Origin of the sequence: Algibacter miyuki, assembly GCF_030409805.1 — a bacterium.
GTDB lineage: Bacteria > Bacteroidota > Bacteroidia > Flavobacteriales > Flavobacteriaceae > Algibacter > Algibacter miyuki.
Genome location: NZ_JAUFQP010000007.1, coordinates 288,080 through 301,825, shown reverse-complemented (window position 1 = coordinate 301,825; position 13,746 = coordinate 288,080). Strand labels below are relative to the sequence as shown.

General features: G+C 35.3%; 11 protein-coding genes. 10 read left to right on the top strand and 1 reads right to left on the bottom strand.

Annotation, left to right across the window (positions count from 1 at the left end; all coding sequences use genetic code 11):
* The first annotated feature begins 122 nt into the window (after positions 1-122).
* Complete coding sequence (locus QWY92_RS04325) at positions 123-452, top strand: 2Fe-2S iron-sulfur cluster-binding family protein (protein ID WP_290268724.1); 330 nt, start codon at positions 123-125, stop codon at positions 450-452.
* 417 nt (positions 453-869) lie between these two features.
* Positions 870-1,211, top strand: coding sequence for a YegP family protein (locus QWY92_RS04320; RefSeq protein WP_290268721.1), 342 nt, complete (start codon positions 870-872; stop codon positions 1,209-1,211).
* Between the two features lie 141 nt (positions 1,212-1,352).
* On the opposite strand, the gene QWY92_RS04315 is transcribed toward QWY92_RS04320, so the two are convergent.
* Entirely contained in the window at positions 1,353-1,751 is a 399-nt protein-coding gene (locus QWY92_RS04315; RefSeq protein ID WP_290268720.1) for an SPOR domain-containing protein, read from the bottom strand.
* A 218-nt stretch (positions 1,752-1,969) separates the two neighbouring features.
* On the opposite strand from QWY92_RS04315, the gene QWY92_RS04310 reads away from it, so the two are divergent.
* The 8 genes from QWY92_RS04310 (at position 1,970) to QWY92_RS04275 (ending at position 13,554) form a co-directional block, all read left to right on the top strand.
* Positions 1,970-3,262, top strand: a complete 1,293-nt coding sequence (locus QWY92_RS04310; protein ID WP_290269983.1) for a c-type cytochrome — start codon at positions 1,970-1,972, stop codon at positions 3,260-3,262.
* A gap of 71 nt (positions 3,263-3,333) precedes the next feature.
* Positions 3,334-6,588, top strand: a complete 3,255-nt coding sequence (locus tag QWY92_RS04305; protein WP_290268718.1) for a TAT-variant-translocated molybdopterin oxidoreductase — start codon at positions 3,334-3,336, stop codon at positions 6,586-6,588.
* 28 nt (positions 6,589-6,616) lie between these two features.
* Entirely contained in the window at positions 6,617-8,074 is a 1,458-nt protein-coding gene (nrfD, locus tag QWY92_RS04300; RefSeq protein ID WP_290268716.1) for an NrfD/PsrC family molybdoenzyme membrane anchor subunit, read from the top strand.
* 3 nt (positions 8,075-8,077) lie between these two features.
* Positions 8,078-8,608, top strand: a complete 531-nt coding sequence (locus QWY92_RS04295) for a DUF3341 domain-containing protein (RefSeq protein WP_290268715.1) — start codon at positions 8,078-8,080, stop codon at positions 8,606-8,608.
* An 80-nt stretch (positions 8,609-8,688) separates the two neighbouring features.
* Positions 8,689-9,240 carry a c-type cytochrome gene (locus tag QWY92_RS04290; protein ID WP_290268713.1) on the top strand — a complete coding sequence of 184 codons (552 nt, stop codon included), beginning with the start codon at positions 8,689-8,691 and terminating at the stop codon, positions 9,238-9,240.
* A 22-nt stretch (positions 9,241-9,262) separates the two neighbouring features.
* The gene (locus QWY92_RS04285; protein ID WP_290268711.1) at positions 9,263-10,636 is read left to right on the top strand and encodes a quinol:cytochrome C oxidoreductase; all 1,374 of its coding nucleotides are present in this window, start codon (positions 9,263-9,265) and stop codon (positions 10,634-10,636) included.
* 30 nt (positions 10,637-10,666) lie between these two features.
* Positions 10,667-11,734: a cytochrome c oxidase subunit II gene (locus tag QWY92_RS04280; RefSeq protein WP_290268709.1), complete on the top strand. Its 1,068-nt coding sequence runs from the start codon at positions 10,667-10,669 to the stop codon at positions 11,732-11,734.
* A gap of 26 nt (positions 11,735-11,760) precedes the next feature.
* Positions 11,761-13,554: a cytochrome c oxidase subunit I gene (locus tag QWY92_RS04275; RefSeq protein ID WP_290268707.1), complete on the top strand. Its 1,794-nt coding sequence runs from the start codon at positions 11,761-11,763 to the stop codon at positions 13,552-13,554.
* Positions 13,555-13,746: the final 192 nt, after the last annotated feature.

The window sequence follows — 13,746 nt, the reverse complement described above, 5'->3', positions numbered from 1 at the left end:
AGATTCTTTATTTTTTACAATAGTTTTTATTTTGTTCAATAAAAGGTGTTAAAATAAAGGAGTAAAACTTAAATTTGTGGCACGAAACATGACGTATCACAGATAGCATTACAAATTACAACATGGAAGATATAAATATTAAAATTACAGATAGAGACGGTGTAACCCACGAAATTGTAGCCCCTACAGATATGGCTATGAATTTAATGGAAGTTGTACGATCGTATGAGTTAGCACCCGAAGGAACCATTGGTATTTGTGGTGGTATGGCGATGTGTGCTTCTTGTCAATGTTACGTATTAAGCGAAACTGAATTGCCAGAGATGGGTGATGATGAAGAAGCTATGTTGTCTGAAGCTTTCGATGTTAAAGATAATAGCCGTTTAGGTTGCCAAATACAGATGACGCCTGAAATGGAAGGTTTAGAAGTGGAATTGGCTCCAGAAAGCTAGACATTTCTGTCTTGTTTGAAAAAGTAAGTTTGTTTGAGATTTATTTTGTCAATAGAACTTCTTCTAGTGTTAATAAATAGAAAACCAACATGTTGTTAGAAATGAGAACATGCTTGGTGTCGTTGAAAAATTAGAATAGCCTTCAGAATTATTTTCTTAATTCTGAAGGCTATTCATATTAAAAACAGTTCGTATTAAGTTAGTATAAGCGGTTTTTCTTCTCTAATGTTATAATGTTTTCATGTATCGGAAATAATCTTCGTGTACACATCGAAAAACTAATCTTACATTATCTGTACATGAACTATTATTTTACATTACATATCGTAATATCTCTGATTTCGTGTGGTTTACATGTGACTGTTTTCAGTTTAGGGTGTCTTAAATATTACCCCCAGTTATTTAAAACATGTTCAAATGCCATTATTTAAAATATTTACAGATAAGGAAGGGGTATATCGCTTCTTTTTAAAAACAGATTCTAAACATATTAGTTTTATAAGCACAGGTTGTTCTTCAAAATTTCAGTGTTTACAAAAGTTAGAATTATTCAAACAACAAGCTTTTAATAATAAGTGTTATATACGCTTAACTACGGAACGTGGTGATCCTTATTTTAAGTTTATTAAATCGGTTACTAATGAAGTTGTAGGAGATAGCGAGCTGTTTTTAAACCGTCGAATGATGGAGAAAAAAATTACTGAGATTAAAAAAGTGGTGCCTGTGGCTAAGGTGGATACGTTAACTTATTCGGGTTAATTTACAATTATAAGAATAGATAATTAACTGGAGTAATATCATGTTATTAATACAGTGTATTCTAAAAAAAAACCGCCTTACTATGTTTTTTGAACAAAGAGTAAGGCGGTTTTGTTGTATTTAAAAGGTAATGTTAGCGCGTTAGTTTTTTTCCTTTTTAGGTTTAAAGATAAATGCACTTGGGAATTTGTTTTTTATTTTCTTAAGGGCTCTGTCTGCTTCTAAACGTGTTACAAAATTTCCTGCCCAAATTTTAAAGTTTGGTGTTTCGTATTCAATTGAAGGTTCCCATTCTCCAAAAGCCTCATTAAAATTGTTTTTTGCACTTTGAGCGTCAGCACGATTACCAGAATAAATTTGAATCTTGTAACGATCAGAACTGTGTTCATTTTTATTCATTTCTTTTTTCAAATCTAATAAAACAGAAATGTTCTTATCTTGATTTATAGTGACATTTGACGCCTGTGAAAAAGTAATAGTAGAGGTGAGTAAAAGCCCTATAAGGCTTAGTTGTTTGATTTTCAATTTTATTGCGATCATTGTTTCCAAATATTTTGTACAAATGTATACGTTATAAATTTATTTTTGGTTTATTTGTTATTTAGAATCCCTCTAAATTATTAATTATCGTAGCTCTATTATTTCTAAAATCGACTTTTAATACTACTTTTGCGAGAGATTTTTTTAACTGTATTTTTTTCTATAATTTGTATATGAAAAAATCATACCAAAGTTTAGAAGTTAATTTAACCAACAATATGAGACAGGTGATTCACCGTATATTAAGTAAAAACACTCTTAGTTTCAGCTTAATTATTTTATTAGCGTTTACAACAGCTCTTTCTGCTCAAGAAGGCGATCCTGCAAAAGGGAAATCTTTATTTAATGCCAATTGTGCGGCATGTCATCAATTAGATAAGAAGATGACAGGTCCAGCTCTACGACATGTAGAGGCACGTTTGTCTGACGAGCAAGGTTTAGATCGTACTTGGATTGACGCATGGATTCGTAACAGTTCAGGTGTTATCAAATCTGGAGATGCTTATGCAAACAAAGTGTACAACGAGTATGGTAGTGCTGCAATGACAGCTTTCCCTCAATTATCAGATGATGATATTAGCAATATATTAGCTTATACTGCTGAAGAAAAGAAAGCTCCTGCCGCTCCTGCTGGAGGTGCTGTTGCTGTTCAAGCAAATTCTGATACTGGTGGAATTTCAAACGAAATTATATTAGGTGCTTTAGCAATATTATTTATTCTTTTAGCTGCTGGATTATATTTAGTAAACAAAACATTACGTCGTTTTGCTACTGCTCAAAATATTGAATTGCCAGAAGCTTCAGAAAGAACTCCAATTTGGAAAGCATTTGTGCAAAACCAATTTTTAGTAATGGTTGTTGCTATCTTCTTTTTGTTATCTAGTGCGTATTTTGTTTACGGCTATTTATCTCAAATAGGTGTAGATCAAGGTTACCAACCAGTACAGCCAATTCACTTTTCGCATAAAATACATGCTGGTGATAATGGTATCGATTGTAAATACTGTCACTCTTCTGCAAGAGTTAGTAAAACATCAGGTGTGCCATCGTTAAATGTTTGTATGAACTGTCATAAATCGGTTTATGAATATAACGGCGAAACATCTCCAGAGTATTCTAAAGAATTCTACGACGGCGAAATTAAAAAGCTTTATGCTGCTGCTGGATGGGATGATACGGAACAAAAGTACACCGGAGAATCGGAACCAGTTAAATGGGTTCGTATTCATAACTTACCAGATTTTGCTTACTTTAACCACTCACAACACGTAACAGTTGCTGGTGTTGAATGTCAAACATGTCACGGGCCAGTTCAAGAAATGGAAGAAGTTTACCAACACGCTCCATTAACTATGGGATGGTGTATTAACTGTCATAGACAAACAGATGTTAACGTAAAAGATAACGCATATTACACGAAGATACACGAAGAGTTATCTAAGAAATATGGTGTTGATAACTTGACAGCTGCTCAAATGGGCGGATTAGAATGTGGTAAGTGCCACTACTAAAAAAATGATTTCTCTTTTTCGCGAAAGCGGGAAACTATAAGTAATAATAAAAGAAGTAATTCAGATATAATATGTCATCAAACAAGAAATACTGGAAAAGTGTTGAAGAGCTAAACGAAAATAGCTCTATTGTTGAGACGCTAAAACAAAACGAGTTTGTAGCAGAAATTCCTACTGATGAATTTTTAGGTGATAAAGATACATTAGAAGAAAGCTCTACAACGCGTCGCGATTTCTTAAAATATGTTGGATTTAGTACTGCTGCAGCTTCTTTAGCGGCATGTGAAGGTCCAGTTAAAAAAGCAATTCCTTATGTAGTACAACCAACGGAAATTATTCCTGGTGTTGCTAACTATTATGCTACTACTGTAGCGAATGGTTTTGATTTTGCAAGTGTTTTAGTTAAAACTCGCGAAGGCCGTCCAATTAAAATTGAAAACAATGTTTTAGCAGCTACCAATGGTAGTGCAAATGCTAGAGTTAATGCTTCGGTTTTAGGATTGTATGATAGCTTAAGAGTTCAAGGTCCTAAAAAGGCTGGTTCTGCAGTTTCATGGGAAACGTTTGATGCTGAAACAACAAAGAAATTATCAGATTTAGCTGCGGCGAACAAAAGTATCGTGTTATTAACACAAACTTTTGCAAGTCCTTCAACAGATAAATTAATTTCAGAATTCAAAAATAAATATGGTAATGTAAGTCATGTAGTATACGATGCTATTTCAGAATCGGCTGCTCTTGATGCTTACCAAGCTAAATATGGTGAACGCGGATTGGCAAATTATGATTTTGCTAAAGCGATGACTATAGTTTCTGTTGGTGCAGATTTCTTAGGAGATTGGCAAGGTGGCGGATTCGATTCAGGATATTCGAAAAACAAAGTACCTACACATGGTAAAATGTCTCGTCATATTCAGTTTGAATCAAATATGTCGCTTACAGGAGCAAATGCAGATAAGCGTTTTCCGTTAACACCTTCAGAACAAAAATTAGCACTAGCTAAATTGTATAGTGCTGTTGTTGGTGGTTCAGTTTCTGGAACATTGCCTGCTCATTTAGATACGGCTGTAAAAAATGCTGCTAATCAACTTAAAAAAGCGGGAAGTAGTGCGGTTGTCGTTTCTGGTATACAGGACGTTAATGCGCAAGCTTTAGTATTAGAAATTAACGAAGCCTTAGGAAGTAAAGCTTTCGATCCTAATACACCAATAAAAACAAGACAAGGTAGCGATAAAGCAGTAGATCAATTAGTTGCTGATATGAAAGCTGGTAAAGTTGGCGCACTTATTATGAGTGGTGTTAACCCAGTGTATAGCTTACCAACATCTTCAGATTTTTTAGAAGGATTAAAAAAGGTTGAATTGTCTATTACGTTTTCTTTAAAAGAAGATGAGACGTCAACAGAATCAGAATATATTGCAGCAGCACCACATTATTTAGAATCTTGGGGTGATGTTGAAATCAAGAAAGGGCATTATTCATTAATGCAACCAACTATTCGTCCGTTGTTTGATACGCGTCAGTTTCAAGATGCTTTATTGAAGTGGATAGGTAGTGAGGAAACGTTTCATGATTATATTAAGAATAACTGGAACTCTAGTGTTTTAGGTGGTAATTCATTCAATCAAGCATTACACGATGGTGTGTTTGTTTACGGATCTTCAATAGGAGGTTTAAATGATGCTTCAACTAAAACGGTTACAACAACCACAACAGAATTAAAAGAGAAGAAGGATCGTACTTTAGTAGGTGGACTGCTTCATGGTGCTGCTGTAGGTGTTGGACTTAAAAAGGAAGATAAAGATGAGTATATTACAACATCTTCAACTTCAACTACTGTAGCTGGTGGTTCTAACGGATCTTCTACTATAAATGGTGGAGCTGCAGCGAATGCTTTAGCAGGTTCAGCAAAATCAACTGGTTTAGAATTAGTATTGTATTCTAAAACAGGAATGGGTGATGGTCAACAAGCCAACAACCCTTGGTTACAAGAATTTCCAGATCCTATTACAAGAACATCTTGGGATAACTATTTAACGGTTTCTAAAGCAGATGCAGAAGCACTTGGTTTAATGAACAAACATGTTGCAAACGGCGCGTTAAACGGTAGTTATGCTAATGTTACTGTAAATGGTGTAAGTTTAACTGTACCAGTATTAATTCAACCAGGACAAGCTAAAGGTTCGGTTGGTTTATCATTTGGTTACGGTAAAACAAAAGGTTTAAAAGAAGAAATGCAAACGGGAGTTAACGCCTATGCATTATATCATAACTTCAACACAACGCAAAACGTAACAGTGGAAGTTGCTGCTGGTGAGCATGAATTTGCCTCAGTGCAATTACACAACACGTTAATGGGACGTGGTGATATTATTAAAGAAACGACTTTAGAAATATTCAATACGAAGGATAAGCAAACATGGAATCCAATGCCGATGGTATCATTAAACCATCAGGAAACTCCAGTAACGTCTCCAGAGGTTGATTTATGGGATGAGTTTGATCGTTCTATTGGACATCACTTTAACTTATCTATCGACTTAAACTCTTGTACAGGTTGTGGGGCATGTGTTATCGCTTGTCACGCTGAAAACAATGTACCAGTAGTTGGTAAAACTGAAGTTAGAAGAAGTAGAGATATGCACTGGTTGCGTATTGATAGATATTATTCATCTGAAGAATCTTTTGCAGGTGATAGTGAAAAGAAAGATAATATTTCAGGTTTAGGTAGCTCATTAAGTGAGTTTGGTGAAATGGAGCATGCTTCGGATAATCCGCAAGTTGCTTTTCAACCAATCATGTGTCAACATTGTAACCACGCACCTTGTGAGACTGTTTGTCCAGTGGCAGCAACATCACACGGTCGTCAAGGACAAAACCACATGGCTTATAACCGTTGTGTAGGTACTAGATATTGTGCAAATAACTGCCCTTATAAAGTACGTCGTTTCAACTGGTTCTTATATAACGGAAACGATGAGTTCGATTATCATATGAATGATGATTTAGGACGTATGGTATTAAACCCAGACGTAGTAGTACGTTCTCGTGGTGTGATGGAAAAATGTTCTATGTGTATTCAAATGACACAAAAAACAATTCTTGATGCTAAGCGTGACGGACGTGTTATTAAAGATGGTGAATTCCAAACCGCTTGTTCTGCAGCTTGTAGCAGTGGAGCGATGGTATTTGGAGATATCAATGATAAAGAAAGTCAAGTTGCAAAACTTAAAGATGATAACCGTATGTATCACTTGTTAGAACACGTTGGAACAAAACCTAACGTACAGTATCAAACAAAAGTGAGAAATACAACCGAAGCATAAATCTAATTAAAGAATCAATTATATAATTATGGCGTCTCATTACGAAGCACCTATTAGAAGACCTTTAGTTACAGGGGAAAAATCATACCACGACGTTACTGTGGATGTGGCAAAACCTGTAGAGGGAAAAGCAAATAAGCAATGGTGGATAGTTTTTTCTATAGCACTTGCAGCATTTCTTTGGGGAATTGGGTGTATTACTTATACCATTACAACAGGTATTGGAACTTGGGGTTTAAACAAAACCGTAGGTTGGGCCTGGGATATTACTAACTTCGTTTGGTGGGTTGGTATTGGTCACGCAGGAACTCTGATTTCAGCAGTACTTTTATTATTCCGTCAAAAATGGAGAATGGCTATTAACCGTTCTGCGGAAGCAATGACCATCTTCTCTGTAGTTCAGGCAGGTTTATTTCCGGTAATTCACATGGGTCGTCCATGGTTAGGATATTGGGTATTACCAATTCCAAATCAATTTGGATCATTATGGGTAAACTTTAACTCGCCATTACTTTGGGATGTATTTGCAATTTCAACGTACTTATCAGTATCTTTAGTATTCTGGTGGACTGGTTTACTTCCAGATTTCGCGATGCTAAGAGACCGTGCAGTAAAACCATTCCAAAAGAAAATTTATGCTTTATTAAGTTTCGGTTGGTCGGGTCGTGCTAAAGATTGGCAACGTTTTGAAGAAGTATCTTTGGTACTTGCAGGTTTAGCAACACCATTAGTACTTTCTGTACATACTATTGTATCTTTCGATTTCGCCACATCGGTTATACCAGGATGGCATACCACGATTTTCCCACCTTACTTTGTTGCAGGTGCGGTATTCTCAGGATTTGCTATGGTAAACACGCTTCTTATTATTATGAGAAAAGTGTGCAACCTTGAAGATTATATTACAGTACAACACATCGAATTGATGAACATTGTAATCATGATTACGGGTTCAATTGTTGGTGTAGCTTATATTACTGAGTTATTCATCGCTTGGTACTCAGGTGTAGAATACGAACAATATGCATTCTTAAACAGAGCAACCGGTCCTTACTGGTGGGCATACTGGATGATGATGTCTTGTAATGTATTCTCTCCACAATTTATGTGGTTCAAGAAATTAAGAACAAGTATTATGTTCTCTTTCTTTATCTCAATTGTGGTAAACATCGGAATGTGGTTTGAGCGTTTTGTAATTATCGTAACATCGTTACACAGAGATTACTTACCATCATCATGGACCATGTTCTCTCCAACCTTTGTTGATATTGGAATATTTGTTGGAACTATCGGATTCTTCTTTGTATTATTCTTATTATATGCAAGAACATTCCCAGTAATTGCACAAGCAGAGGTTAAAACTATTTTGAAATCTTCTGGTGAACGTTATAAGAACATTAGAGAAAGAGGTGATAGTTTAGAAGGTACAGGATCGGACGCAAGAACGACTGTAAATAAAGTTACTAATAAAAAAAACGAAGCGTAGATAATGGAAGCATCTAAAGTAATTCACGCTATTTATACGGATGATGACGTACTCATGTCGGCTGTTAAAAAAGTTAAGGCAGAACGTTTTCATATCGAAGAAATATACACGCCATTTCCTGTTCACGGGCTAGACAAAGCCATGGGCTTAGCACCAACAAGAATTGCAATTACAGCATTTATATATGGTTTAATTGGTTTAACGGTTGCTACTGTAATGATGAATTTCATTATGATTGAAGATTGGCCACAAAACATAGGTGGTAAACCAAGTTTTAGCTATATTGAAAATATGCCAGCTTTCGTACCAATCATGTTTGAGCTTACGGTATTTTTCGCAGCCCACTTAATGGTATTAACATTTTATTTAAGAAGTAGAATGTGGCCTTTTAAAAATGCTGAAAATCCAGATCCAAGAACAACAGATGATCATTTTTTAATGGAAATAGCTGTTAACGGAAATGAGGAGCAACTTCAAGATTTATTAGCCGGTACAGGTGCCGTTGAAATTAATCTAGTAGATAAAGCGCATTAATTAATAGTACGAAAATGTAAGATTCAATAAAACGAATCAAGCAAAAGTCGTTCAATAATAAAGACAATATAAGTTGACCAATGAAAAGCTTAATTAAAATATTAGTAATAGCCGTTGTTTTACTAGCTGTTTCTTGTAGAAAAGATACCGCACCTAACTATCAATTCATGCCTAATATGTATGAGTCTGCTGGTTATGAAACTTACGGTGAGGCCGCATTTAAGAATGGTATTGAAGCTCAAATACCTGCTGAAGGTTCTGTAGCTAGAGGTCATGTACCTTTTGATATAGAAAACTCTACAGCTGGATATGAATTAGCGAAAGCGACTTTAAAAAGTCCGTTAAATGCTGATGATATTGATCTTGAAAGAGGTAAAGAACTTTATAATATTTACTGTGGAATCTGTCATGGAAATAAAGGTGACGGACAAGGTAACTTAGTAAAGCGTGAAAAAATATTAGGTATTCCTAGTTATGATGACGCTGGTAGAGCGATTAATGCAGGAAGTATTTATCATACAATTTATTACGGTAAGAATGCGATGGGATCGTATGCTAACCAAATAAATGAAGAAGAGCGTTGGCAAGTTGTCGCTTACGTTTTAGAGTTGAAAGCGGATTTAGAAAAGTAAGACTGATAAGATTATTATAGATATGTACACATTTTCAAATAAATTAAAGACATTTTCTTTTATCCTAATGATCCTTGGAGCAGTAGGAGTTGGATATGGTTTTTTCACATCTCATTTATCTTTTGAAGAGGTTGAAACCATGCTTGCAGAAAAAGAACACGGTGGCGGTCATGGTGAGCAAACAGCTCATGTAGCACCTGCACATGACGAACATGCTAAACCAGCACACGGTGAGCATGCAGAAGTAGGAGCACACCATGTTGATAAACATGTAGAGCATATCGAACATGTACAACATCAAATAGCGAATAGACCATGGTCTGCGTTATATGTTGCAGCATTTTTCTTTATGATGATTGCTTTAGGTGTTTTAGCATTTTATGCCATTCAAATTGCATCGCAAGCCGGATGGTCTCCAGTACTTTTCAGAGTTATGGAAGGTATCACAGCTTACTTATTACCAGGCGCTTTAATTGTATTAGCAATTGCAGTAGCTTCAGGTACAATTGGACATTACAATATCTTTATATGGATGAACCCAGATTTTTCAGATCCAGAGAGTGTTCATTACGATAAATTAATTGCTGGTAAATCAGGATGGTTAAACATTGGATGGTTTGCAGTAAGAGGTTTAATCTTTATCGCAGGATGGAGTTTATACCGTCATTTTGCACGTAAATATTCTATAGCACAGGATACTGCTGATGATAATAGTAACTTTAAGAAATCATTCCGTATCGCTGCAGCATTTTTAGTATTCTTTATTTATTCTGAATCTATTATGTCTTGGGATTGGATTATGAGTGTAGATCCACACTGGTTCTCAACATTATTCGGATGGTATGTTTTTGCGAGTATGTTTGTAAGTGGAATTACCGTAATTGCGTTAGTGACTATTTACCTAAAATCTAAAGGTGTTTTAGAGTTTGTAAACGAAAACCACTTGCATGATGTTGCTAAATTTATGTTTGCTTTTAGTATTTTCTGGACATACTTATGGTTCTCGCAATTTATGTTAATCTGGTATTCTAATATCCCAGAAGAGGTAACATATTTTGTAACACGTTTCCAAGATTATCAATTACCTTTCTTAGGAATGGTTGTAATGAACTTTGTATTCCCTTTATTATTGTTAATGAATGCAGATTACAAACGTATTCCATGGTTTGTAGTTATGGCTGGGTTAGTTATTTTATTCGGACATTACATTGATATTTTCAATATGATTATGCCGGCTACGGTTGGTGACCAATGGTTTATAGGAATTCCAGAAATAGCATCTGTTTTACTTTTCGCAGGGTTATTTATATTTGTAGTGTTTACCGCTTTAACAAAAGCACCACTACTTGTAAAAAGATATCCTTTTAGAAAAGAAAGCGAAGATTTTCATTATTAATTAAGATATAAATAAAGACGAACGATACCAATGACTGCTTTATTAACAATTATAGTTTTAGTATTTATTTTAGTTGCCATTTGGCAGATGGTTAAGATTTTCGATATAGCGCAAGCTAAAAACGAGAATACAGGCATAGCCACGGACAAAGACAATACCATGAATGGGTATTTAATGATGGGCTTTTTAGCTTTCATTTATATCATTACCATTGTGTGTTTTGTTAAATGGGGAGACTTGCCTTTGATGTCTAATTCGGCATCAGAACATGGCCCAACTATTGATAACCTTATGGTGATCTCAATGGTGCTTATTTTCTTTGTACAAACACTTACGCAGTTTTTGTTACACTACTTCGCTTTTAAATATAAAGGTGAAAAAGGAAAGAAAGCATTATTCTTTGCAGATAACAACAAGTTAGAGTTTATCTGGACTATTATCCCGGTAATTGTTTTAGCTGGTTTAATTATCTACGGATTAAGTACATGGATTAACATTACAAGTGTTGATGAAAGTGATGATCCTTTAGTGATTGAATTATATGCACAACAGTTTAACTGGAAAGCTAGATATTCTGGCGCTGATAATACCTTAGGAAAGGCTAACGTACGTTTAATCGATATCGATAGAGCTAACATATTAGGTTTAGATGAAGCTGATCCTAATGCTCAAGATGATATCATTACTACAGAGTTGCACTTGCCTGTAGGACGAACAGTATTATTTAAAATGCGTTCTCAAGATGTATTACACTCAGCTTATATGCCTCACTTTAGAGCGCAAATGAACTGTGTTCCTGGTATGATTACTCAGTTTGGGTTTACACCAACAGTAACTACTGCCGATATGCGTTTAACACCGCAAATGCAAGAGAAAGTTAAAAACATTAACGAGATTAGAGTTGAAAATAGTAAGCCATTGATCGCTAAAGGTGAAGAAGCTTTAGAACGTTATGAGTTTGACTATTTATTACTTTGTAATAAAATTTGTGGAACATCGCACTACAATATGCAGATGAAAATTATTGTAGAAACACAAGAAGAATTTGATGCTTGGATTGCTGAGCAAAAAGAATTTAAGAACTCTCTAATTAACTAATTCAAAGATAAAAACGATATAAGATTATGTCAGCACACGCAGATATTCACGCTCACGACGACGACCACGGACATCATCATAAAGAAACGTTTGTGACTAAGTATATTTTTAGTCAAGACCATAAGATGATTGCTAAGCAGTACTTAGTTACAGGTACTATTATGGGTGTTATTGGTGTTTTAATGTCATTAATGTTCCGTATGCAAATCGCTTGGCCAGAAGAGCCAAACGTATTATTCGAAGCGTTATTAGGTAAATGGGCACCAGGTGGTGTTATGGATGCAGATATTTATTTAGCATTAGTAACAATTCACGGTACCATTATGGTATTCTTTGTATTAACGGCCGGGTTAAGTGGTACGTTTAGTAACTTATTAATTCCATTGCAAATTGGTGCACGTGATATGGCATCTGGTTTCTTAAACATGGTATCTTACTGGTTATTCTTTTTATCAAGTGTAATCATGATCATTTCTTTATTTGTTGAAGCTGGTCCTGCTGCAGCTGGATGGACAATCTATCCACCGTTAAGTGCATTACCAATGGCTCAAGGTGGTTCTGGTATGGGTATGACGCTATGGTTAGTGGCTATGGCTATATTTATTGCTTCTTCATTATTAGGATCTCTTAATTATGTAGTTACAGTAATCAACCTGCGTACTAAAGGAATGTCTATGACTAGATTACCTTTAACAATTTGGGCCTTTTTTATTACTGCGGTAATCGGGATTATTTCTTTCCCAGTATTATTATCTGCAGCGTTATTATTAATTATGGATAGAAGTTTTGGAACATCATTCTTCTTATCAGATATATTTATTCAAGGTGAAGTTTTACATTACCAAGGTGGTTCACCGGTATTGTTCGAACACTTATTTTGGTTCTTAGGTCACCCAGAGGTATATATTGTAATATTACCTGCCATGGGATTAGTTTCTGAAATTATGGCGTCTAACTCACGTAAGCCTATTTTTGGTTACCGTGCGATGATTGCTTCAATTCTAGCAATTGCATTCCTTTCAACTATTGTTTGGGGTCACCACATGTTTATTTCTGGTATGAATCCATTCTTAGGTTCTGTATTTACTTTTACAACCTTATTAATTGCAATTCCATCTGCGGTGAAAGCCTTCAACTGGATTACCACCTTATGGAAAGGTAATCTTCAGATGAATCCTGCGATGTTATTCTCAATCGGTTTTGTATCAACATTTATTACTGGTGGTTTAACAGGTATTATTTTGGGAGATTCTGCTTTAGATATTAACGTTCACGATACTTATTTTGTAGTAGCTCACTTCCACTTAGTAATGGGGATATCTGCACTTTACGGTATGTTTGCTGGTATTTATCACTGGTATCCTAAAATGTACGGACGTATGCTTAATAAGAACTTAGGGTATATCCACTTCTGGATTACTGCAGTTTGTGCTTATGGTGTATTCTTCCCAATGCACTTTATTGGTATGGCTGGTTTACCACGTCGTTACTATACAAACTCTAACTTCCCGTTATTTGATGATTTAGCGAACGTAAATGTCGTTATTACAATTTTCGCTTTAGTTGGTGGTGTGGTTCAGTTAATTTACTTATACAACTTCTTTACAAGCATGTACTACGGAAAGAAAGCTGTTCAAAACCCATGGAAATCTACAACATTAGAATGGACTACTCCGGTAGAACATATCCACGGAAACTGGCCAGGAAATATTCCTCACGTATACCGTTGGGCTTATGATTACAGTAAACCAGGTCACGATGTTGATTTTGTTCCTCAGAATGTGCCATTAAAGGATGGTGAAGAGGAATTACAGCACTAAGCTTAAAATTAAAATATACATATTTAAAACCCTGTCTTATATAAAGACAGGGTTTTTTTATGGTCTTGTTTATTGTAGGGGGCCGTAGGTAGCAGATCAATTGTTTTGTTAAAAATATCGACATATTATCGAATTAACAGGTTTAAATGTTTTTCACATATTTATTTGTAGTATATTTAGGACTAAATATTA

Excerpts from the sequence above, each read along its gene's own strand:
- QWY92_RS04325 (WP_290268724.1), top strand. The coding sequence starts at position 123 with ATGGAAGATATAAATATTAAAATTACAGATAGAGACGGTGTAACCCAC.
- QWY92_RS04320 (WP_290268721.1), top strand. The coding sequence starts at position 870 with ATGCCATTATTTAAAATATTTACAGATAAGGAAGGGGTATATCGCTTC.
- QWY92_RS04315 (WP_290268720.1), bottom strand. The coding sequence starts at position 1,751 with ATGATCGCAATAAAATTGAAAATCAAACAACTAAGCCTTATAGGGCTT.
- QWY92_RS04310 (WP_290269983.1), top strand. The coding sequence starts at position 1,970 with ATGAGACAGGTGATTCACCGTATATTAAGTAAAAACACTCTTAGTTTC.
- QWY92_RS04305 (WP_290268718.1), top strand. The coding sequence starts at position 3,334 with ATGTCATCAAACAAGAAATACTGGAAAAGTGTTGAAGAGCTAAACGAA.
- nrfD (WP_290268716.1), top strand. The coding sequence starts at position 6,617 with ATGGCGTCTCATTACGAAGCACCTATTAGAAGACCTTTAGTTACAGGG.
- QWY92_RS04295 (WP_290268715.1), top strand. The coding sequence starts at position 8,078 with ATGGAAGCATCTAAAGTAATTCACGCTATTTATACGGATGATGACGTA.
- QWY92_RS04290 (WP_290268713.1), top strand. The coding sequence starts at position 8,689 with ATGAAAAGCTTAATTAAAATATTAGTAATAGCCGTTGTTTTACTAGCT.
- QWY92_RS04285 (WP_290268711.1), top strand. The coding sequence starts at position 9,263 with ATGTACACATTTTCAAATAAATTAAAGACATTTTCTTTTATCCTAATG.
- QWY92_RS04280 (WP_290268709.1), top strand. The coding sequence starts at position 10,667 with ATGACTGCTTTATTAACAATTATAGTTTTAGTATTTATTTTAGTTGCC.
- QWY92_RS04275 (WP_290268707.1), top strand. The coding sequence starts at position 11,761 with ATGTCAGCACACGCAGATATTCACGCTCACGACGACGACCACGGACAT.